At 65.4% G+C, this 21,672-nt stretch carries 24 protein-coding genes; 6 read left to right on the top strand and 18 right to left on the bottom strand.

Features of this window, described 5'->3' with window-relative positions; all coding sequences use genetic code 11:
• From A39O_RS0114310 to A39O_RS0114265, 10 genes are all read right to left on the bottom strand, one after another.
• The coding region (locus tag A39O_RS0114310) for a Uma2 family endonuclease (RefSeq protein WP_020505352.1) at positions 1-413 on the bottom strand (413 nt) is incomplete at its 3' end.
• Between the two features lie 180 nt (positions 414-593).
• A complete protein-coding gene (locus A39O_RS0114305; protein ID WP_020505351.1) occupies positions 594-1,112 on the bottom strand; it encodes a GNAT family N-acetyltransferase in 519 nt (172 codons plus the stop codon).
• Positions 1,109-1,399, bottom strand: coding sequence for a type II toxin-antitoxin system TacA family antitoxin (locus tag A39O_RS0114300; RefSeq protein ID WP_020505350.1), 291 nt, complete (start codon positions 1,397-1,399; stop codon positions 1,109-1,111). The genes A39O_RS0114305 and A39O_RS0114300 overlap by 4 nt, the downstream gene beginning before the upstream one ends.
• Positions 1,400-1,448: 49 nt before the next feature.
• Positions 1,449-1,616 carry a hypothetical protein gene (locus A39O_RS40800; RefSeq protein ID WP_020505349.1) on the bottom strand — a complete coding sequence of 56 codons (168 nt, stop codon included), beginning with the start codon at positions 1,614-1,616 and terminating at the stop codon, positions 1,449-1,451.
• Between the two features lie 217 nt (positions 1,617-1,833).
• Positions 1,834-2,742: an Rpn family recombination-promoting nuclease/putative transposase gene (locus tag A39O_RS0114290; protein ID WP_020505348.1), complete on the bottom strand. Its 909-nt coding sequence runs from the start codon at positions 2,740-2,742 to the stop codon at positions 1,834-1,836.
• 158 nt (positions 2,743-2,900) lie between these two features.
• The gene (locus tag A39O_RS33545) at positions 2,901-3,527 is read right to left on the bottom strand and encodes a 2'-5' RNA ligase family protein (protein WP_020505347.1); all 627 of its coding nucleotides are present in this window, start codon (positions 3,525-3,527) and stop codon (positions 2,901-2,903) included.
• A 76-nt stretch (positions 3,528-3,603) separates the two neighbouring features.
• Positions 3,604-4,320, bottom strand: a complete 717-nt coding sequence (locus A39O_RS0114280; protein ID WP_020505346.1) for an ABC transporter ATP-binding protein — start codon at positions 4,318-4,320, stop codon at positions 3,604-3,606.
• Positions 4,313-5,515 carry an ABC transporter permease gene (locus A39O_RS0114275; protein WP_020505345.1) on the bottom strand — a complete coding sequence of 401 codons (1,203 nt, stop codon included), beginning with the start codon at positions 5,513-5,515 and terminating at the stop codon, positions 4,313-4,315. The genes A39O_RS0114280 and A39O_RS0114275 overlap by 8 nt, the downstream gene beginning before the upstream one ends.
• Entirely contained in the window at positions 5,512-6,705 is a 1,194-nt protein-coding gene (locus A39O_RS0114270; protein ID WP_020505344.1) for an efflux RND transporter periplasmic adaptor subunit, read from the bottom strand. The genes A39O_RS0114275 and A39O_RS0114270 overlap by 4 nt, the downstream gene beginning before the upstream one ends.
• Before the next feature lie 181 nt (positions 6,706-6,886).
• The gene (locus A39O_RS0114265; protein WP_020505342.1) at positions 6,887-7,213 is read right to left on the bottom strand and encodes a hypothetical protein; all 327 of its coding nucleotides are present in this window, start codon (positions 7,211-7,213) and stop codon (positions 6,887-6,889) included.
• 473 nt (positions 7,214-7,686) lie between these two features.
• Between A39O_RS0114265 and A39O_RS33535 the strand changes: the two genes are divergently transcribed.
• Both A39O_RS33535 and A39O_RS0114255 read left to right on the top strand, forming a co-directional pair.
• On the top strand, positions 7,687-8,961 hold the full coding sequence (locus A39O_RS33535; RefSeq protein WP_020505341.1) for an AAA family ATPase: 1,275 nt from the start codon (positions 7,687-7,689) through the stop codon (positions 8,959-8,961).
• Positions 8,958-9,515 (top strand): hypothetical protein, encoded by a 558-nt coding sequence (locus A39O_RS0114255; RefSeq protein WP_020505340.1) that lies wholly within the window; start codon positions 8,958-8,960, stop codon positions 9,513-9,515. The genes A39O_RS33535 and A39O_RS0114255 overlap by 4 nt, the downstream gene beginning before the upstream one ends.
• Positions 9,516-9,710: 195 nt before the next feature.
• Here A39O_RS0114255 and A39O_RS0114250 read toward each other — a convergent pair whose 3' ends face one another.
• The 8 genes from A39O_RS0114250 to A39O_RS0114215 form a co-directional block, all read right to left on the bottom strand.
• Positions 9,711-10,211: a nitrous oxide reductase accessory protein NosL gene (locus A39O_RS0114250; RefSeq protein WP_040527865.1), complete on the bottom strand. Its 501-nt coding sequence runs from the start codon at positions 10,209-10,211 to the stop codon at positions 9,711-9,713.
• 211 nt (positions 10,212-10,422) lie between these two features.
• Positions 10,423-11,109: a nitrous oxide reductase accessory protein NosL gene (locus A39O_RS0114245; protein ID WP_020505338.1), complete on the bottom strand. Its 687-nt coding sequence runs from the start codon at positions 11,107-11,109 to the stop codon at positions 10,423-10,425.
• Between the two features lie 38 nt (positions 11,110-11,147).
• Positions 11,148-11,837: a sulfite exporter TauE/SafE family protein gene (locus A39O_RS0114240; protein WP_020505337.1), complete on the bottom strand. Its 690-nt coding sequence runs from the start codon at positions 11,835-11,837 to the stop codon at positions 11,148-11,150.
• Positions 11,834-12,382 (bottom strand): TlpA family protein disulfide reductase, encoded by a 549-nt coding sequence (locus A39O_RS0114235; protein WP_157640097.1) that lies wholly within the window; start codon positions 12,380-12,382, stop codon positions 11,834-11,836. The genes A39O_RS0114240 and A39O_RS0114235 overlap by 4 nt, the downstream gene beginning before the upstream one ends.
• Positions 12,379-13,395, bottom strand: coding sequence for a hypothetical protein (locus tag A39O_RS0114230; RefSeq protein WP_020505335.1), 1,017 nt, complete (start codon positions 13,393-13,395; stop codon positions 12,379-12,381). The genes A39O_RS0114235 and A39O_RS0114230 overlap by 4 nt, the downstream gene beginning before the upstream one ends.
• Complete coding sequence (locus tag A39O_RS0114225) at positions 13,395-14,072, bottom strand: ABC transporter ATP-binding protein (RefSeq protein ID WP_020505334.1); 678 nt, start codon at positions 14,070-14,072, stop codon at positions 13,395-13,397. Before A39O_RS0114225 ends, A39O_RS0114230 begins: the two co-directional genes overlap by 1 nt.
• Before the next feature lie 10 nt (positions 14,073-14,082).
• Positions 14,083-15,231: an ABC transporter permease gene (locus A39O_RS0114220; protein ID WP_020505333.1), complete on the bottom strand. Its 1,149-nt coding sequence runs from the start codon at positions 15,229-15,231 to the stop codon at positions 14,083-14,085.
• Positions 15,228-15,524, bottom strand: a complete 297-nt coding sequence (locus A39O_RS0114215; protein WP_020505332.1) for a hypothetical protein — start codon at positions 15,522-15,524, stop codon at positions 15,228-15,230. Before A39O_RS0114215 ends, A39O_RS0114220 begins: the two co-directional genes overlap by 4 nt.
• Positions 15,525-15,694: 170 nt before the next feature.
• Here A39O_RS0114215 and A39O_RS0114210 point away from each other — a divergent pair, with 170 nt between their 5' ends.
• From A39O_RS0114210 to prpF, 4 genes are all read left to right on the top strand, one after another.
• Positions 15,695-15,982, top strand: a complete 288-nt coding sequence (locus A39O_RS0114210; protein WP_040527843.1) for a helix-turn-helix domain-containing protein — start codon at positions 15,695-15,697, stop codon at positions 15,980-15,982.
• 147 nt (positions 15,983-16,129) lie between these two features.
• The gene (locus A39O_RS0114205) at positions 16,130-17,425 is read left to right on the top strand and encodes a DUF3422 family protein (protein ID WP_020505330.1); all 1,296 of its coding nucleotides are present in this window, start codon (positions 16,130-16,132) and stop codon (positions 17,423-17,425) included.
• Between the two features lie 85 nt (positions 17,426-17,510).
• Positions 17,511-20,105, top strand: a complete 2,595-nt coding sequence (gene acnD, locus A39O_RS0114200) for a Fe/S-dependent 2-methylisocitrate dehydratase AcnD (RefSeq protein ID WP_020505329.1) — start codon at positions 17,511-17,513, stop codon at positions 20,103-20,105.
• A 268-nt stretch (positions 20,106-20,373) separates the two neighbouring features.
• On the top strand, positions 20,374-21,567 hold the full coding sequence (prpF, locus tag A39O_RS0114195) for a 2-methylaconitate cis-trans isomerase PrpF (RefSeq protein ID WP_020505328.1): 1,194 nt from the start codon (positions 20,374-20,376) through the stop codon (positions 21,565-21,567).
• Positions 21,568-21,672: the final 105 nt, after the last annotated feature.

The raw sequence follows: 21,672 nt of genomic DNA, 5'->3' as shown, positions 1-21,672 counted from the left end.
GGCAGCTTGGTGTTACGGTCATGGACAAGGCTTGTGTCCGCCACCTCGATCAGGAGCAGGATGTCATCGGGGCGGGGGTGCGCCTGCACGTAGTAGTCATCCCGGTAACGCAACAAGGCAAGGTCGGGCTCCGGGGCGGACAGATCGCCCAGGATGACCGGGTTCTGGACGGAGACGATGGCCTGACCGCGGACCGCGGCGGTCAGCAGATCGAGCAGTCGATTGGTCTTGCTCGCGTGGGGTGCTCCGATCGGCGGCATATCGATGATTTCCCCCTCGATGAGTTCGACCCGCGCCTGCGGGTCCAAGACGCCGGTCTCGCCCATACGGAAGTACTCGGTCACGGTGATGGGGTGGCGCCGGGGGACCGGAACAGCCGGCAGTTCGATCGGGATGGCGACGGCGGTGGGCATCTGAATCGTCTCCCACTCAAGTTAGGCCCAGGTAAACAACAACGATCTCATCGTCGGGTCGGTTTCCAAGAGGAGATCTGGGGACAGTATACCTAACCCCTTGGCCCGGGTCCGTGGTCCGCTTACTCGGGCATCGCTGTCTCTCACCAAGCCGACCATTCGACACCGACAGAGTGCGCGTCACCCCCCGTCGTCGCCCGCGTTGCCGACAACGCTGCGCAAGTCTTTGGTCAGGATGAACAGATGCAGCGGGTCGGTTGGCGAGGCGATGAAACCGAAGTGTTCGTAGAAGGCGCGGGCCGCGTCATCCTTCGCATGAGCGGCGAGTGCGCGGATGCCGACGTTGCCGGCCGCCCGGACCGTCCGGCGCATGGCATCCTTGAGCAGGCCGGCCCCGACCCCTTGGCCCTGCCATGCCGTACCGACCGCGAGTCGCGCCAATAGCAGCAGCGGAACCGGATGACGGGCCAGCCCGCGAGTCAGCCGGTCCGGAGTATCGTCATCGGCGACCTCGCTGACGACCAGCGTATAGAAACCCACCACCGCGGCGTCGGCCAGTCCCAGGTAGGTTTGGGAGGCATTGGCCTGTTGGCTGGTGAGTGCGTAGCGGGTCAGAAAGCGGTTGAGGGCTGGCTGTCCGCAGTCGAACTCGTCCACCGCATGATGACGCGCCAGCTTCTCGATGGCGAACAAGGTCACGGCTGAACGTCGGGGGCCTCGAACATGCTGGGGGTGGCGAACAGCCGTTCCACACGCGGCAGAGGGCGCGGCGGCGCATCCAGCGCCGTCATGAAGGCCTCCCAATGCTCGGCATCCAGGCCGAAGAGCCGACGGTCGGGCAAGGTTTCTTCGGCGCGCGAGAGGGCGCTCTCCAAGACGAAGTCGCTCACCGACCGCCGCGCGGCTCTAGCGGCGGCATAGAGCATCCGCTTGGCCGCCGGGGTCAAGCGCAAGTCGAGTTTCTCCGAACGAGGTGATATGGCCATGGCGGTTCTCCGTTGTCTGGGGTCAGCGTAGCGCGGTTGCCAGACATTGTCATGACGCGCCAGTTCGCCTCTGTCGCAGTGCTGGTGCCGTCGCGACTTTGCGGTTCAGGTCGAATTGCAGGGTGCAGGGGAAGGCAAAGACCCCGGCCAGAAAGAGCCCCAGGGTCAGCAGGGTGGTGGCGACCGGCCGGCGGATGAAGACCTCGGTGAACTGCATTGCAACCCTGGGCCTGAATGAAACCCCGGCGCCGGTGATCAGGGCGCGGGCCGTACCCGCGACCGGGCGGATGCGCGCCGCCCGGGTGCGGATAGGCGCTGGCCGGGTACGGACACGCGTTTTCCGCGCATGGCGCGCGACGCCCGTGGCCCCCGTGTCGTCGACACGGTAGCGCGCAAAGGGTCCGGAGAAAAGGAAGAGCTCCCGACCGAGATCGCTACCGCGTCCCGGAGCCAGACGGCTCCGCCTTGTCGGCGAGCAATCGCTTCAGCCGCTCGTTCTCGGCCAGGGCTTCTTCCTTGGCCGCCCGTTCTTGCTCCACGGTCGCCCGCGCCTGCTCGGCGGCTGCACGCTCCTGCACCGCGACCGCCCGCTCCTGCTCGACGGCCGCCCACGCCTGCTCGACCTCCGCACGCAGATCGTCGAATTCAAGCTGGATGCTCTGCTGTTCGCGCAGATAATTCTGCCGCGCCTGGTAGGCGTGGTAGGCGTGCTCTTTCTCGGAAAAGGTCTTCAGTGTGTTCATGGCTCGCCTCATCTCTTTGGTCTGCATCCAGGCCGGCAGGGCGTCTTCGTCCAGACGCTCCGCCTCGTTGAAAAACTTCAGCCACCGCTGCTCCTCGGTTTCGACCTCATCGGCAGCGAATTTACTCAGTTCCAGCAGCCAGATGCCGCCGTGGTCCAGGAAGACCCGTCCGCACTGGTCGCGCAGACGGAAGTCGTGGGCATAGTTGGGGTCATCCGGAAGCAGAGTCTCGCCCAGCAGCCAGATGGCATAGGTGGGGCGCAGCTTACGGTAGCTCTCGCCTTCCTTGATCTGGGCGCTGTAGAGGTCGGCCCAACCGTAGAGGATGCGCGCCGGCAGGTCGCGGTGATTGAGCAATTGGATCTCGACCTGGAACTGCTGCCCGGTCGCGTCACTGGCCTTGACATCGACGACGGTGAGTTTGTCGTCGAGGAATTCTTTTTCGTTGTAGGGGTTCTGGATCGCCACGGCGACGATCGGCCGGGGCAGGTCCGCGCCGAGCACGGCATTGAGGAAATGAATCAGCAGGTCGCGATTGGACTCGGCCCCGAGCAGGGCCTTGAAGACGCAGTCGACCTTGGGATCGATGGGATGGTGCATAGCCGCAGTGTAGACAGACGTAACCGGGGCGACAAGTAAAGGGGCACCGAATTGATGCCGCGTGCCTTGGGCTAGCGATGAGGCTCAGGTCCTAGCCCCGGCCCCGTGGGCTCCTTGAACAAGGTATGGCCACGGGGCTAGCCGGGCTATGCGTAGGTTCACTGCTGTACCAGCGCCACCCGTTCGATCGTTTCGAGCGGACCGTCGAGTTCACGCGCCGCATAGCCGGCCAGCACGATGTCGCGCACGGCGAGACGCAGCGGCGGCAGGGCCGCCAGCGCCGCCAACCGGCGGCGCACCGCACGCTTGGCGAAGCGGTCGCGATACAGACCGATGGTCAGATGCGGTGTGTAGCGACCGGGACAAACCTCGGGGTGTCCCGCGGCCAGTGCCGCGCGGATCGCGGCCAGTCCGCGAGCGGGGTCGCGCACCCTGAGGAACGCCGCCGAATCGAAGCTGTCGATACCGCCGATGTCGAGCGTGAAGGTCGGCAGGCGGGCGGCGGCGAGCGCCGCGCGTTGGCGCGCCAGCATGGCGCCGTCGAAGTCGTCGTCGAGGATCGCCGGTTCGCTGATGAAGCCGCAGACCTGCAGCGTGATGTGCGGGCTGCGCTGGTGTGGGGCGAAGAGTCCGGCGAGTTCCGCGCGCACCCGGCCGACGCGCTCGCGCAGCGGCGCCGTGTCGGCGTCCACCATCCAGATGGCATAACGCGCGCGGCCACGCCGCCATTCCGGATAGTCGCGGTCTTCCAGGGCAAGCGTGTATGGGGAACTGCTGAAGTGCATCCGGGGCATCCTGGAGAAAATGGCCGGCAACCAGTGTGGTCGTCCCACCGACCGATTGCACAGCAGGTGGCAACCGTCACTCCAGTGTCCGCCCCAAGCCCGCCTCCTCATGGGTACGGCCGTCGCGGATCTGATAGATGCGCTGGAAGGTGGGGATGATCTTCTCGTCGTGGGTGACCACGATTACCGCGGTGGCGTACTGGCGGGCCATGCGGTTCAGGATGCGGATTACCGCCAGGGCCCGCGTGCTGTCTAAGGGTGCCGTGGGCTCGTCGGCCAGGATGACCGGCGGGCGGTTGATCAGGGCGCGGGCGATGGCGACCCGCTGCTGTTCGCCGCCCGAGAGCTGCGAGGGCATGGCCGCGGCCCGGTGGGCCACGTCGAGGGCGGCCAGGAGTTCGCGCGCCGCGGCCCGCGCCTCCCGATTGGGCCGGCCGGCCAGCATGGGCAGCAGGGCCACGTTGTCGGTCACGTTGAGGAAGGGGATGAGATAGGGCGCCTGGAAGACAAAGCCGATCTTATCCCGGCGCAGCGCCCGCAAGTCCGGGATGCGCCAGCCGTCGTGATAGATCAGGTCGTTCCCCAGCGTCATGCGCCCGCCGGTGGGCTCGACCACCGCGCCCAGGCATTTGAGCAGCGTACTCTTGCCGGAGCCCGAGGGACCGATCAGCCCCACCACCTCGCCCGGAGCCACCGCCAGATCGACGCCTTTGAGCGCCTCCACGGCCGTGTCACCGGTTCCGTAACGTTTGTGCAGTCCCTGAATACGAATCCCCAAGCCCGCTTCAGCCACCGATGGCCTCTGCCGGGTCGACCCGGAGTGCGGCGCGGATGGCGACCAGACTCGCCAGGACGCAGATGACCACCACGATCAGGAACCCGCGCACCGCATCACCGGGCAGCAGCAGCACATATTTTGGGAAGATCGGCGCCCACAGGGTGGCCGCGATCTTACCCACCATGAAGCCGATGATCCCGAGCCCGACCGCCTGTTGCATGATCATCCCGGCAATCGTGCGGTTGCGGGTGCCGATCAGTTTGAGCACCGCGATCTCCCGGATCTTGCCCAGGGTGAGGGTGTAGATGATGAAGGCGACGATGGCGGCGCTGACCACCGAGAGGATCACCAGGAACATGAAGATCTGGCGTGCCGAGGTGGCGATCAGCTTGGCCTGGAGGATCTCGTTCATCTCGGCGCGGGTGTGGACAGTAAGCCGCTTCCAGCGCCGGATCTCCCCGGCGACCTGGTCCGGATCGGCGTGCGGGTCCAGGCGGACCAACACCGCGTTGACCGAGGGGTTCACCGTCTGGGAGGCGAGCACCGCCTCCAGGGTCCCGGGTTGACCGGGGCGGTTGAGGGCGGGGTTGGCCGCGGTGCGGCGGCGCTGATGGATGATGGCATCGTTGTCCTTGAGGAACTGGGCTTCCTGGGCATCCTTCAGCGGGATGAAGACCATGGGGTCGCCGCCCGAGGAGACGGTGCGCCGCGTCAGCCCCACTACCTTATAGCGGTTGCGGCGGATGCGGACCTGCTCGCCGAGGCGCAGCCCCGTCATCAGGTCCGCCACGGCCTCGTAATGACCGCGGGTGAGGTGGCGCCCGGCGACCAGATACTGCGGTTGCCCGGGCGCGTCGGGGCCGCCGGGGACGACGCCCACCACCATGGCGCGGTGCTCCCGCGCGCCTTCGCCGACCTGCATGGTGAGATAGGTCACGTTGGCGGCCTGGGCCACCCCCGGCACGGTGAGGATGCCGCGGTAGAGGTCGTCATAGAGGCTGGATGACTCGGCGTAAGGCCCCAGGGTGTCTTGTTGCACCACCCACAGGTCGGCCCCGCTGTTGTCCAGCAAGGTGTCGGCGTCGTCCACCATGCCCCGGTAGATACCGGCCATGGACAGGGTGACCCCGATCAGCAGCCCCAGGCCCACGCCGGTGAAGATGAACTTGCCCGAGGCATGGAGGATGTCGCGCCCGGCCAGGCTGATCACTGCGGCACCCCCGGAATCGTATCGACGACCCGGACGCGCCGCCAAGGGCTCAAGGGTGCCTGGCTGTGCAGGATCACCTGGTCGCCGAGCGCCAGGCCGGAGCGGATCTGCACCCAGCCGTCGAGGTCCGCGGCACCGGTCTCCACCGGCACGAAGCGCGGCCAGTCGCCGCCCGGGAGCCAGACCCCGAGCGCGCCGTCGCGGCGGTGCAGGGCCGCATTCGGCAGTGCCGGGCCGGGTGGCAGGGGTGCCAGGATCACCCTGACCTCCGCCAGTTCCCCGAGCCGGGGCAGGGGGTCGGGCAGGGTCGCGAACGACACCTTCGCCAGCAGTTCCTCGGTGATCGCGTCGGCCCGCGGCTCGATCCGCAGGACTTGCCCCGTCAGGCTGCCGACGGGCGCCGAGCGCAGGCTGATTCCAACGGACAGATCCGGACGCAGCTCGGCGGCACCGAGTTGATCGAAGCGGGCGTCGATCCACAGGCTGGTCGGATCGATCACCTCCACCACCGACTGCCCGGCCACCAGGGTGCTGCCGGGTTCCGCGTCGCGCGACACCACCAGTCCGGCGACCGGGGCGAGCAGCCGCAGACTGGAGCGCTGGCGCATCAGCGCCGCCCGCTCGGCGCGCACCCGCACCAACTCCTGTTCCGCGGACTCCAGGTTCGCCTGCGCCGCCGCCAGCCCGGCCGCTGTCACCTGGGCCTCTTGCCGTTTGGCGCCCACCAGATCCTCGCTCGTGGTCTGCGCCGACAGGAGCTGCTCGTAGCGGTGGACCTGGGCACTCGCGAAGTCGCGCCGGGCTTGGGCATCGCGCACCTGGGCCTGGGCCGCCGTCACCCCGGACTCGGCCCGGTGCAGGGCCGCCTCCTGGGCGGCCACCCGATCATCCAGGTCCACCGGGTCCATTTCACCGAGCAATTGACCGGGCTGCACCTGATCGCCCACCTCGACCTCGACCCGCCGCACGCGTCCAGCCATGGTCGGCCCGATGCGGTAGGTCGAGCGGGCCTCGACGATGCCGACGCCGAACAGCGACGGTGCGATCGTGCGGTCGGTGACGCTGATGACTGTGACCGGGACCGGGGCCAGGGGTCCGGACGTCAGGGTCAGCCAGAGGAAGACTCCGAGCAACGGGATCAGCAAACCGAACAGCGCCAGGGTACGGCCTTGAATCTTGGGCAGGGTCATGAGTACGACTCGATCAGGGCGGCCCGGGTCCGCTCCGCCGCCGGGTGATCGGTGGTGATCTCGGGGCGGGGCTTCGGACCTTGGTCGTCGGTTGCCGATGGATGGATTGGCAGGGGTTGGCGGGGCCAACCGGAGAAGGACGAAGTGTAGACGGCGGTTAAGCGGCGGGCTTTGACCTGAATCAAAAGTCGAGCGTGCAGGTCGGCAAGCGGGCGGCGGCGAGCGCCGCGCGTTGGCGCGCCGGCATGGCGCCGTCGAAGTCGTCGTCGACGTCGTCGAGGATCGCCGGTTCGCTGATGAAGCCGCAGACCTGCAGCGTGATGTGCGGGCTGCGCTGGTGTGGGGCGAAGAGTCCCGCGAGTTCCCCGCGCACCCGGCCGACGCGCTCACGCAGCGGCGCCGTGTCGGCGTCCACCATCCAGATGGCATAACGCGCGCGGCCACGCCGCCATTCCGGATAGTCGCGGTCGTCCAGTGCAAGCGTGTATGGGGAGCGGCTGAAGTGCATCCGGATCATCCATTGAGGATGGTACCCAGACCCTGGAGGTCGAGCAGGGTCGCCCCGGTTGGCGCTGCGCATCTGCAGGGTGGCAAAGCGGCGGCGTCTGGGCTAAATTCCATCGCGGCAGGTTCTTCGGACATATTTTCCAACCCTCGGTGAGTTTGCACCTCCAAGGGTATGAAAGTTCGAGGAACCTGCCAACCTCCTTGAGGCCGATCGCCGATCGCCGATCGCCCAGTGCTGCGCGCGATCTTGGGCGAAGTTATGATCACCGCCGACTTGCGGTTGCCTACGGGCTGGCCCATGAGCTGCTAGACTTGGGCGACTTCATTCCGCCTCACCAGACACCAGTCGCATTGATGGCTCAAGTGCTGATTACCGTGCCAACGACCCGCAGATGTGAACGATTTCCGCCGCAAGCGACTCGGTATCAGCCGACGCCTGGAGCCTTCGATGTTTTTTGAGCAAGCGATCAAGATATGCTTACTTCACTGCGACTGACCGACTTCAAGAGCTTTAGGGATCAGACGATCCCGCTGGCGCCGCTGACCGTTCTTGTGGGCGCCAACGCATCGGGTAAGAGTAATTTTTTCGATGCGGTGCGTTTTCTTCAAGGGATTGGAATCAATTTGAGCATATCCGAGATTTTGCTCGGTCGTCGCGAAGGCGGGCGTGAGGTCTGGCCGGGGCTGCGCGGGGGTATCGTCGAGACCGTCAGGGCGGGCTGTGATCGATTCGCGATCGAGTCAATCTGGGATCTCCATTGGCATATCAAGGAAAATCAGCAGATCAATGGTCTCCTTGGGTCGCTTGGAGAGCACCGCATCACCTGTCGAGGGGCAGATACGGTGGCGGTCATCCAGGAACGCTTGGCATTTCCTGATCGGGGTACCTTCTTGTTCGATACGGATTGCGCAAGGTTATGGGGAGATACCGGATTGACGGATGGGCTGGACTGGTTCGGTCAAGTAAAGGGTGCCAAGTCTCGGGCTCATGGGGTCGGTTGGGAGTCGCCTCTTAGTTTGCTGGGGCTCATCAAGTTTTCCCCCATCCCAGGGCTGCCGCGATCAGTCCCGGAGTACTGCCACAAAATCACCGATAGCATGGCGGCGTGTGCATTTCCGGATATCAGCCCGGCGGCAATGCGAGATTATCGGCCACGCGAGTCCGAGCACCTGGGAGACCAGGGCGAGAACATCTCGCCGGTACTCTTGAGGCTATGCCAGGATCAGGGGCTCAAGGCTGACCTCCTCGACTGGCTGTCGGAGCTATGCGCACCCACGATTGAGGATATCGGTTTCGATATAACCGGCCAAGGCGAGATCCGCTTCGAGCTCATCGAGTCCGGAGGGGTAAGAATCAGTGCACGTAGCCTGTCGGAGGGGACTCTGCGGTTTCTCGGGCTGATCGTGTCATTGCTCACGGCGCAGCGAGAACCGTTGCCGATGCCGGTCATGCTGATCGAGGAGATCGAGAATGGGCTGCATCCGACGCGACTGCATCTGCTCGTCGAATTGCTGGAGCAGGTCACCAAGAGCGGACGTGTGCAGGTGATCGCTACGACCCATTCGCCCCTGGTGTTACAGCATTTGTCTCACGAGGCACTGGGCAACGCGGTTGTTTTCGGGCGAATTCCCGACGAACCGGGCACCGTGGCCCGCCGTCTGAGGGATCTCAGGAACTTCGATGAGGTCGCCGCGCGCCGTGGTGTCGATCGCTTATTCGCGACCGGCTGGTTGGAACGCGCGTTATGAAGGTCTTGATCGTCCCGGAGGACCCGACGCACGATCAGTACATCCTGAAACCGATCGTGGAACGTATCTTCAAGGATCTGGCGCGGACTGCGCGTGTCGAGGTGTTGTTCGATCCACACCTGCGCGGTGTCGATCAGACCTTGAGTCGTGAGATGGTCCGGGAGATTATCAATGATAACGCGATGATCAATCTCTTCCTGATCGTGGTGGACAGGGATTGCAACCGCTGTCGCAATGAAGAGCGCGCACGCGATCGAGAGCGAGAGCATCCGGATCGGCTGATTGCCTGCCTTGCGTTCGAGGAAGTTGAGGTCTGGATGCTGGCGGTGCATCCGAAACGCATACGGGTGCCATGGAAGTCAATACGGGAGGACTGTGACCCGAAGGAACGATATTGCGATCCCATGCTGGACGCACTCGGCCGCGATGGTCCAGGGGGTGGACGCAAGAAGGCCATGCGGTCATTGACCGGAAGCAATTGGCCGGGATTGCTCAAGCGATGCCCGGAAATCGCGCTGCTCAAGCAGCGGATTGCCGCCTGGCCCGGGGAATGACGGGAATCAGAGGTGCGCCGCCCCGGGCGAAGTCTGTCGTTTTTTCGTTCTATTGCTGCAAGAAGCCCCGCCGAGGCGGGGCTTTTTATCATCAAACCGGTGACTCCAGAAGGCTTACATCGTGCCATGGTAGGCCCGATGCGGTAGGTCGAGCGGGCCTCGACGATGCCGACGCCGAACAGGCTTTGACCTGAATCAAAAGCGTCCGGCATCCAGGTCGCCGAGCAGTTTCTGGGTCACATCGCCGAAGTGCAGGATACGCTTGGCCGCGTGATCATGCAGGAAGGCCTCCGCATCCTCCCGTGTCTCGAACGGCACCAGTTCATGTCCCATGGGTCCGAGCACATCCGAGCCGATCACGTACCAAGCCTGGCGGGCGTCGATGCGGGTGACGCTGTAGTAGTCGGTCACGGCGATGCGCGCGATCTGCCCGGCCTGGTGCCCCGGCGCCCATTTGGGGAGATCCAGCAGGTATTTGAACAGGTCCTTGGCGCCGTCGAAGTGGTGGGCGTGGCCGTCCTGATAGAGCACGGTGGCGATCCAGTCCGGATATTTGGCGACGAACATGCCGCATACGGGGCAGGTGTCCGTCGGCGCCGGGCTCGGGGTGTCGACCGGCGCGGCGCCGCCGGCGGGGCTGAGTGCGGTCAGCAACAGCAGGACCGCAAGCATGACAGGTTGCTTGGATGTGTTCATTTGATCCATCGAAGAAAAACAAGGCTCAGTTCGGCCGGGATCTTGTGGGAGCGGCCTCCGGCCGCGACGAAACCTCGCAAACCGCAGCGTCGCGGCTTACCGCGGCCTCGCATCGCGGCCGGAGGCCGCTCCCACGAGGGACTCTCATCTTCCGCGGTCGCTGATGTTCCTTCCATGGCCGTTAGCCTTGGACTCCAGGGCGCGGATCGGTTCAGGTCCCCTTCTTTTCCATCATCTTGCGGAGCTTCTCGGCCCGGTTCTTACGGATCATGAGCGTATCCTTCGCCATGCTGAGATAGGCCTGGGTCAGGGCCGCGTCGAAGCCGCCCAAGTCGCCGCCCTGTTCGGACTTGGCCGCTTGCGCCGCGGTCTGGTCCGCGAAGGCGATCTTGCTCACGGCGGTCATGGTGCCCTTGATCTTGCTGCCGATCAGGTAGGTGGCGGCATCCACGGGGACCAGGGGCTTGATGGGTGCCGCGGCGCCGTAGTCGGCGGCATACATGGCTTTGGGGCCCCGGTCCATATTCAACGCCAGGCTGATGGCGAGACAGTGGATGGAACAGAGGCCGTCCACCAGATCGTCGTCATACTGGACCAAATGGCGGCTGTGCTGATACTCGGTACGGTCCATGCCGCAGTAGGGGCACTTGGGATACTTTTTCAGCTCATCGGTCAATGGGTCCGGGTCCGGGGGCGTGCGGGGGATGAACTGCAGCGGGGTGCCGTCGCCGGGACAGGTCGCATCGCCGGCCGGAACCCAGCCTTTGCCGGGCACCATGGCCCCGATCGGTCTGTCGTTTGCCGCCAGGGCAGGCCCGGCCAGGCCGACGATGCCCAGGGCACCGGCCAGTTTGAGCAGGTCGCGGCGGCTCTGGTCGTGATCATGATGGTCGCACATGGTTTGAGACTCCTGCGATTGCGCTTGAAAAGCGGTCTTTAGTTGCTGAGACCGCGGATGATGTCGAAAAAGGCCCAGCCCTGGTACAGGGTCCAGAGGCCAAGGACGACGACAGCGATTCCTGCCAGTGTGGCGAACCAGCCCTGGGCATACCGGCCGATGGCGGTACCGAGCAGGCTGACCAAGGCCATGGTCGGCAGGGTGCCCAGACCGAACACCAGCATCAGCAGGCCGGCACGCACCGGATCCGCGGTGGCGGCCGCCGCGATGGCGATGGAGACGGTCAGCCCACAGGGGACCAGGCCGTTGCCGGCCCCGGCCAGTGCCGCGAGCCAGGGTCCGGGGCGCGGCGGGGCGGTGCCGAAAGCCACTTCCCGGCGTGGCGCCGGCGCCTGCGTCGGCTCGGCGCGCCGGTTCCTCCAGCCGATCAGCGGCCGGAGTTGGCGCAGGCCGAGCAGGACGATAACCAGGCCCGCGAGCATCATGAGCAGCCCCTGTCCCTTGCCGAGTAATCCCTGCTGAACCAGGACCCGGCCCGCCAGGGCGCCGGCCGCTCCCAGAACCCCGTAGACCAGAATGCGCGCGCCGTGATAGCTCAGCACGGCGCCGACCCCGCTGCCGCGGCATACGAAGTAGCCCCCGGCGAGACCGCTGCACATTCCCAGGCAATGGAAGGCGCCCAGCACCCCGGTGAGGAAGGCCAGCGACAGGGTCAGCTCGGGATTCACAATAGGTCCTTGATCACCCGCTCGAAGACCTCCGGGGTCGACTCGCCCAGGATGCGCGCGGCCAGCCGGCCCTGCCGGTCCAGGAAAAAAGTGGTCGGCAGACCGCTGACACCATAGGCACGGGCCACGGCGCCGTCGGTGTCGAGCAGCACCTCATAGCTGATCCCCAGCGGCGCGATGAAGGCCGCGGCGGTCTTGCGGTCCTGCCGCACGTTGATGGCCAGCAGGCGCAAGCCCTGATTCCGATAGGCCCGGTAAACGGGTTCGAGTGTTCGCATCTCACCCTCGCAGAAGGGACACCAGTCGGCCCAGAAACGCACCGCAACGACCTGTCCGGCCAGATCCGCGGGGAAGGCGACGGGCGCGCCCGTCAGCGCATCGAGCGTGAAGGCGGGGGTCGGCTCACCCTTGGCGAGCCTGGGCGCCGCGTCGCCGCAGCCGCCGAGCAGCGCGCCCGCCGCGAGCAGCAGGAGCAGGCAGGCCCAGGCGCCAAGTCCGGTCAGCCGGCCTTTCGCCATGCGCCATCCGCCGTTGGGATCGCTCACCACCATACTCCGGTCATGGTCAGATTCGAAGTCAGGATGGCGTAGGTTGCCACCCCGTAGAAAAGCGCGAACAGAGCCAATGCCGCGGCGGTGAAGCGCTGCCCATCCGCCTGCACCGCCGCCGTCAGGCTGGGGATGTGGCCCCATCCGGAGATGAGCCCGACCCCCAGCGACAGGGCGGTGGCCGTGAACAAGGGCAGATAGAGCCAATAGCCGATGAATCCGTGTCCGCCCTTGAGAATACAGAAGGGACAATGGTGATGGGGGTGCTCATAGACATAGAGTGCGACGCAGGAGACGATGGCCGCGAGCGCCGCCGCGAACGCCAGGGCGCCGGACAGGGCGAAGCCGACGCCGCTCGCGCCGCGGCGGGCGCGCCACCCGTGCACCGTGCCCAGGCCGAGCACGCTGAGCCCGAGCCCATACATGGCCGCCAGGGACCAACCGGGATCCAGGGCCGCGACGGTGGCGGCGACCCCGTCGCCATCGGCGGTGAACAGTGACCCGCAGCAGGAGGTGATGACGTCCGGATCGAGTCCCAGGAAATAACCGAGCTGCACCCCGGCCTCCAGTGCCGCCAGCGGCAGGAACCCAAGCAGAAGCCAATATTTTACCCGCACCAGGGGGTAGTCCGGGGCCTGATTGTCCAGCCGGTTGAGCATCAGCCAGGCGGCGCCGGCAAAGAAGATCAGGATCTTGAGAAACAGCGTCGGCCAGCCCAGCGGATGAGCGTTGAGCACGCCGGTGGCGCACATGGCACCGACGAACTGGGTCGCCATCTGTTCGGCGTTGTAGACGAAGAGCAGCAGCGAGACGACCGCCGCGGCGAAGCTCCAGGTCACCAGGGTCGCGATGAGGTAGGTGCGCCGTTCCAGTTCGAGCTGGCGTTCGCTGCCGCTGGTGAGGTCCCAGTGGCGGACGACCTGGAGTGCGAAACCGGCGGCCAGCACGAGCATCAGGGTCACCGTGAAGGAGACCCCGTTGAGTGCCAGCACCGCGGGACTGAGCAGCATCAGGCGTCCTCCGCGAGCAGGCCGTCGCGCAGCTCCACCACCCGTGAGACCCGGGCGGACTCGAACACCAGCGGGTCGTGGGAGGCCACCAGCACCGTCTTGCCCAGGTCCTGAAGCTCACCGAGCAGGCCGATCAGCTCACGTGACCTGGCGCTGTCCAGGTTGGCCGTGGGTTCGTCGGCGATCAGGATAAGCGGTGCGTTGATCAGTGCCCGGCAGATGGCCGCGCGTTGCGCCTCGCCGCCGGACAGCCACTCCACCTTGTCGTCCGCCTTGGCGTCCATGCCGAACTGGGCGAGGAGTGCGCGGGCGCGGCGCCGCAGGTCGCCGTAGTCCGGCGCCAGCGGATAGGCCGGCAGCATCACGTTCTCCAGCACGGTCAGGCCGCGGATGAGGTTGAAGCGCTGGAACACGAAGCCGAAGGTGCGGCGCCGCACCTGCGTCATGAAGCGTTCCGGCAGGTTCGACAGCAGCGTGCCGTCGAGTGAGATACGTCCGGACGTGGGCCGGGACAGTGCGCCGATCATCGACAGCAGGGTGGTCTTTCCCGACCCGCTCGGGCCTGTGAACACCGTCACCTGCCGCGGCTCCAGATCCAAGGTCACGCCGCGGACCGCCCAGAGCGCGTTACCGCGCCCCTGGTTGAAGACCTTCTTGACGTCACGCAGTTCGATCACGATGGCATCCTTAACGCATCACCGCATCCGGGTCGGTCACCGCCGTCCGCCAGATGGGCACGATGGTTGCCACCGTATAGGGAAAGACAGTGAAAAAAAAGAGGGTAGCGACCTGGATTCCGTCGACGAACGGGATCGGGCGGAAGTCCGGGTAGAGCACCGCCCAGCCCTTGAGGACGGGCTCGAACAGGGCGGCCGAGAGGTAGAACACATGCGCATAGGCCAGCAGATAGCCGAGGAAGAACGCGGTCAGTGACAGGATCGCCCCCTCCCAGAACTTCATCCGCAGCACGTCGCCGGTCTCCCAGCCGATGGATTTCAGGATGCCGATCTCGCGGCGCTCCTCGCCACTGAGCCCCGCGGCCCGGTCCCAGGCGAAGATGACGAACGCCAATACCATGCCCCCCATGAGCACGAAGACCAGTCCCTGGCGCCACCCGAAGACCGCGTCATAGGTGCGCAGGATCTCCTCGCGCAGGATCGGGCGGGTGTCGGGCAGGGCCAGGCTGAGCTTCTCGGCCACCTTGCGCACCTCCCGCGGATTGCGCACCTGCAGCACGATGTCGGTGAAACGGTCGGCGGGGAAGGCGAAGAAGCGGCGGAAATCATCCGCGCCGAGCAGCATCAGGTCGGTGCTGACGAGTTCGGTGCTGTGCGGAAGGAGGGCGGCGACGCGGAACGCGAAGGGCTCCCCCCGCGCCGAGCGCAGGCTCAGATAGTCGCCCACCTCCAGGCCGCGGGTGCGGGCGATGCCGGCGCCGATCACGATGTCTCCCGGCGCCGGTTCACCGTGCGCGGGGGACCCGGGGGGCGGAACCATCAGCGTGTAGTTGGCCCGGACCGCCGGATCGTAGAAATAGCCCCAGAGTCGGCCGTATTTCGCGCTCACACCCCGGATGCGTCCGATCCGGTCCAGGTACTCGGCGGGCATCAGGTCGTGGCGGCCGGCGATCTGGCGTTGAAGGATGATCTCCGGGGACTGCGCCAGCACCAGCGCCGCTTCCCGGCGCAGTGACTGGGTGAAAAGCATCACCGAGGCGAGCAGGAAGACGACCAGGGTGTAAACGAGGAGCAGCGCCAAGTGCTTCCCCGGCCGCCGGGCCAGGGCCGAGAGGCTGTAGTCGATCAGGTACCGCTGGCGGCGCAGGAACTGCCTCACGGCAAGGGCCGCCCTGGGATCGGTGCCGGCACCAGTGAGCCGGTGGGGAAATGTTCAAGGGCCATGGGGTGGTCCTGGAAGGCGCTGTGCAGATCGGCTTGGCTGGGGTGGCGGGTATAGCGCGCCTCGGTGAAGAGGGCCAGATCGGTCAGGTCCAGGGCCGCGACCAACGCGGACCGCTGGGCGATCACCGGGGCCGCGGCGCGGGCGCGCAGACCCGCGTCCAGTGCACTGAGCAGCAGCAGGCCCGAGGCCGCGGCGACCGCGCAGAAGAAGAAGTCAGACTGACGCATAGGGTACAGCATAGGCCGATCGGCAGCCCGCTGATAGCGACCGCACATGAACTCCGTGTCATGACGGTCGGGGGATCGCGTGCTTCTCTGCCTGGACACGCGCGTACTTTCGACAAGCTGATGGAAACATTCGTTATACTTAAGTAGGAAATCTCGATATAAGAGAAGCGATGTTTACTGTTACGTTGGAAGAGTCGGAGGCGCTTCGCCAGTTGGGCGCGCGTCTGCGGCGGCGGCGTCTCCAGGCCGGTGAGCCGCAGTCCCGCGCGGCCGGACGGATCGGCGTGTCGCTGCCCACGTACCGCAAGCTGGAGCAAGGCGACCCGAGCGCCCAGATCAGTGTGTGGGTGCGCGCCTTGCGTCTCTACGGTACCCTCGACGATCTGGCCCTGCTGTTCCCCGAATCACTGTTCGACGCGACCGCCACGCGTCAACGGGCACCGCGGGGCGGCGCATGATCGCGATCCAGGTTTGGCTGCGCACTGTCGCCGGGACTCTGCCGGCGGCCGGCGAGATCCGGGTCGCTGATCCGGACCCCCGTCGCGGCGGGCTGCTGCGCGGCGAGTTCCGTTACAATCACGTTTTTACCCCGGACGATTCGCGTCATGATCCCTATCTTCCGAGAGCATCCACTGCGCCGCACCGTCGCGGCCGAGCTGCATGCCCGTATCTACGAGCCGCTGCGCGCCCCCGAGCGGGTCTCACACCTTGCGGTGATGAGCGACGGGCCGGGCAATGGCCGCGACCTGGAGCATCTCAAGCGGCTGTTGGCACACTATGCGCGGCCCATCCCGGAGAGGGTCGATCAGCACTATGCGGCCGACCTGGGGCCGATGCGCATGCGCTGGGAGCGTCATACCGAATTCGTCACCTACACCTTCAGTCAACAGGGCGCTTTCGATCAGCCATTTGCCGCGCCCGTGCTTGGCCAACTCCCCGCGGACTGGCTGCGCGATCTGCCCGGCGACGTGATCGGCGCGGTCTCGCTGGCCGTTGAAGACTGCGGGGCGCCGGAGCGCGACTATGAGCAGTTGACCGCACTCTTCGACGGCCATTCAGTCATCGGTTCCGAGGTTGTGGGCGGAGCGGCCCGCGCCTGGTCGGATCTGCGAATCGATGCCGACGGGTTCTTCCGGGTCCTGATCCGCGACTGCAGCATGTCCGAGAACCAGGCCGGGCGGCTCGCCAAACGGTTCCTGGATATCAATGCCTACCGCGCGCTGGCCTTGCTCGGGTTTCCATTGGCGCGGGAAGTCTCCCCCGTGCTCACCGATGCCGACCGTCGCCTGGCCCTGGTGGCGTCGCGCATGACCACCGACCGCACCCCGGACGCGCCGACCTTCGAGAGCGACCTGCTGGCCGAGTTGACCAGTCTCGCCGCCGAGATCGAGGCGATCGCGGCACGCACGACCTATCGCTTCGACGCGTCGCGTGCCTACTACGGAATGGTGCTGCAGCGGCTGGAACAACTGCGGCAACAACGTATCGAGGGCTTGCAGACCTTTACCGAGTTTCTCGACAGCCGCCTGGCGCCCGCCATCGCCACCTGCGAGTCGACCCAACATCGCCAGACCGATCTGGCCGAGCGCGCCGCCCGCTTGACCAGCCTTCTGCGAGCACGGGTGGAGGTCTCGTTGCAGGAGCAGAATCGCCGGGTGCTGGAGTCCATGGATCGCCGCGCGCAACTGCAACTGCGTCTGCAGGAGACGGTCGAAGGGTTGTCCGTCATCGCGATCGGCTATTACGGGGTCGGGCTCGTCGGCTACGCGCTCAAGGCCATGGAGCAAGCCGGTCTGCCCATCAATGCCTCGCTCGGCATGGGCATCGCGCTGCCCTTGGTGGTCGGCTTCGCCTGGCTCGGGCTGCGCCGGGTCAAGAAGCGCCTGGCCGGCGCGGATTGATCCATGTCATTGTGCGCTGAAACTGCAACGAATCGCTTCTCGCCATCCATGGCGACGTATCCAACGTCCGAAAATAAGACTACTCATGAATACCACCAACCGTAAACCCCTGCCCGGTACCGACCTGAGTTACTTCGACGCGCGTGCCGCGGTCGATGCGATCACGCCCGGCGCCTATGCCAAACTGCCTTACACGTCACGCGTATTAGCCGAGAACCTGGTCCGCCGCTGCGATCCGGCCATGCTGACCGATTCACTGAAGCAGCTCATCGAGCGCAAGCAGGATCTGGATTTTCCGTGGTTCCCGGCGCGCGTGGTCTGTCATGACATTCTCGGCCAGACCGCACTGGTCGACCTCGCCGGCCTGCGTGACGCCATCGCCGAGCAGGGCGGTGACCCGGCCCAGGTCAATCCGGTCGTGCCGACTCAGTTGATCGTCGACCACTCGCTGGCCGTGGAATGCGGCGGCTTCGATCCGGACGCCTTCGCCAAGAACCGCGTTATCGAAGACCGGCGGAACGAAGACCGCTTCGACTTCATCAACTGGACTAAGAAGGCGTTCAAGAACGTCGACGTGATCCCGGCCGGTAACGGCATCATGCACCAGATCAATCTGGAGAAGATGTCGCCGGTGATTGCGGTCCGCGACGGCGTGGCCTTCCCGGATACCTGTGTCGGTACCGACAGCCACACCCCGCATGTCGATGCGCTGGGTGTGATCGCCATCGGCGTCGGCGGTCTGGAGGCGGAAACGGTGATGCTGGGCCGCGCGTCCATGATGCGCCTGCCCGACATCATCGGTGTGAAGCTGACCGGCAAACGCCAGCCGGGCATCACCGCCACCGATATCGTGCTGGCATTGACCGAGTTCCTGCGCAAGGAGCGGGTGGTGGGTGCCTACGTGGAGTTCTTCGGTGAAGGTGCCGCGAATCTCACCATCGGTGACCGTGCCACCATCTCCAACATGACCCCGGAGTTCGGTGCCACCGCCGGCCTCTTCTACATCGACCAGCAAACCATTGATTATCTCAAGCTGACCGGTCGTGAGCCGGAGCAGGTCGCGCTGGTCGAGACTTACGCCAAGACCACCGGCCTGTGGGCCGATAGCCTGATCAGTGCCGAATACGGGCGCGTGCTGGAGTTCGATCTGTCGTCCGTCGTGCGCAACATGGCCGGCCCCTCCAACCCGCACCGGCGCCTGCCGACGTCCGAACTGGCGGCGCGCGGCATCGCCGGTGCCTGGGAAGAGAAAGCAGGCGAAATGCCGGATGGCGCCGTGATCATCGCCGCCATCACCAGTTGCACCAACACCAGCAACCCGCGCAACGTGGTGGCTGCCGGCCTGCTGGCCCGCAAGGCCAACGCGCTCGGTCTGGTGCGCAAGCCCTGGGTGAAATCCTCTTTCGCGCCGGGCTCCAAGGTGGCCAAGCTGTATCTGGAAGCGTCCGGTCTGCTGCCCGAACTGGAGCAGTTGGGCTTCGGGATCGTCGGCTATGCCTGCACCACCTGCAATGGTATGTCGGGCGCCCTGGACCCGAAGATCCAGCAGGAAATCATCGACCGCGACCTTTACGCCACGGCGGTGCTGTCGGGCAACCGCAATTTCGACGGGCGGATTCATCCGTATGCCAAGCAGGCCTTCCTGGCCTCGCCGCCATTGGTCGTTGCCTACGCCATTGCCGGTACCATCCGCTTCGATATCGAGAAAGATGTGCTGGGGCTGGATACCCATGGCAAGCCGGTCACCTTGAAGGATATCTGGCCGTCTGATGAAGAGATCGACGCCATCGTCGCCGCCAGCGTAAAGCCGGAACAGTTCCGCTCGATCTACATCCCGATGTTCGCTGTTCAGCAAGACGATGGGGTGAAGGTGAGTCCGTTGTATGACTGGCGCCCGATGACCACGTACATCCGCCGTCCGCCGTATTGGGAAGGCGCGCTGGCCGGTGAGCGCACCCTGAAAGGCATGCGTCCGCTGGCGGTGCTGCCGGACAATATCACCACGGATCATCTGTCGCCGTCGAACGCGATCATGGCGAATAGTGCGGCAGGTGAGTATCTGACCAAGATGGGCCTGCCGGAGGAGGACTTCAATTCCTACGCCACCCACCGCGGTGACCATTTGACCGCGCAGCGCGCCACCTTCGCCAACCCGCAGTTGGTGAATGAAATGGCGGTGGTCGACGGGCAGGTCAAGAAAGGTTCGCTGACCCGCATCGAGCCGGACGGCAAGGTGACCCGCATGTGGGAGGCCATCGAAACCTACATGGAGCGCAAGCAGCCGCTGATCATCATTGCCGGTGCCGACTATGGTCAGGGTTCATCGCGTGACTGGGCGGCCAAAGGCGTGCGTCTCGCCGGTGTGGAGGCTATCGCCGCCGAGGGGTTCGAGCGTATTCACCGGACCAACCTGGTCGGTATGGGCGTGCTGCCGCTGGAGTTCAAACCGGGGGTCAACCGCAAGACACTGGGGATCGACGGTACCGAAACCTTTGACGTCATCGGTGAGCGTACTCCGCGCACCACGCTGACGCTGGTCATCAATAGCGAGAACGGTGAGCGGGTCGAGGTGCCGGTGACCTGTCGCCTGGATACCGCGGAAGAAGTGGCCATTTATGAGGCAGGCGGCGTGTTGCAGCGCTTTGCCAAGGACTTCCTCGAATCCCGCAAGGCGGCCTGAACCGGACCGAATCCGGTCTTCTCTTCTCGCTCCCACGCTCCAGCGTGGGAGTGTCGGGCGGACGCTCCGCGTCCAGTCTGTTGGATGGACGCAAAGTGCCCGCACTTGCTCCCACGCAGGAGCGTGGGAGCCGGATCCGCGGTGTCTTTCCGACACTGGTCGCGGGCATCGCGTCGCACCGATGGGTGGTGGTGACCGGGAGCCCGAAATCATGCGCACCGGCACCCCTCACCCTGGATACGATATAACCTCGCTTGGACAATCGTTTATGGCTCACGTACCCCAGATCAAGATCCCCGCCACCTACATGCGTGGCGGTACCAGCAAAGGCGTCTTCTTCCGCCTGCAGGACTTACCCGCAAGCGCACAAGTGCCGGGTGCGGCGCGCGATGCGCTGCTGCTGCGCGTCATCGGCAGTCCGGACCCCTACGGCAAACAAATCGACGGCATGGGCGGAGCGACCTCCAGCACCAGCAAGACGGTCATCCTGTCCAAGAGCAGCAAGCCCGATCACGACGTCGATTATCTGTTCGGCCAGGTGTCGATCGACACCGCCTTCGTCGACTGGAGCGGCAATTGCGGCAACCTCTCCGCCGCGGTCGGCTCCTTCGCCATCAGCAGCGGCCTGATCGATGCCGACCGACTGCCGCGGGACGGCCTGGCGACCGTGCGCGTCTGGCAGGCCAACATCGGCAAGACCATCATCGCCCAGGTGCCCATGACCAGTGGTGCCGTGCAGGAGACGGGTGATTTCGAACTCGACGGCGTGACTTTCCCGGCCGCCGAGGTGCAGTTGGAGTTCCTCGATCCGGCTGACGAGGGCGAAGGCGAGGGCGGCGGTTCGATGTTCCCCACCGGTAACCTGGTGGATGATCTCGAAGTTCCTGGGGTCGGCACCCTCAAGGCCACCCTGATCAATGCCGGTATCCCGACCATCTTCGTGAATGCGCAGGCCATTGGCTATACGGGCACCGAGTTGCAGGACGCCATCAACAGCGATCCCAAGGCATTGGCCATGTTTGAGACCATTCGTGCCTATGGCGCGGTGCGTATGGGCCTCATCAAGCACATTGATGAGGCGGCCAAACGCCAGCATACGCCCAAGGTCGCCTTCGTTGCCACGCCGGCCGATTACGTCTCATCCAGCGGCAAGCCGGTTGCCGCCGCCGACATTGACCTGCTGGTGCGTGCACTCTCCATGGGCAAGCTGCACCACGCCATGATGGGCACCGCCGCGGTGGCCATCGGCACCGCCGCGGCCGTCCCCGGCACCCTGGTGAACCTTGCCGCCGGCGGCGGTGCGCGCACGGCGGTGCGCTTCGGTCACCCCTCCGGCACCCTGCGGGTCGGCGCGGAAGCGACCCAGGTCAATGGCAAATGGACCGTGACCAAGGCCATTATGAGCCGCAGTGCGCGGGTGTTGATGGAAGGCTGGGTACGCGTACCCGGTGATGCGTTTTAAGCGATCGTTCGGGCTGAAGAATGTCCGCTTGGCATTTTTCAGCTCGCGTGCCAAGAAACCGGATATTGACGACAGTTCTCCGTGACTCACGCTCATGGTTAGCTT

It is taken from the genome of Lamprocystis purpurea DSM 4197, assembly GCF_000379525.1.
In the GTDB taxonomy this organism is placed as follows: domain Bacteria; phylum Pseudomonadota; class Gammaproteobacteria; order Chromatiales; family Chromatiaceae; genus Thiodictyon; species Thiodictyon purpureum.
This window is presented reverse-complemented; position numbering and strand designations above follow the sequence as displayed.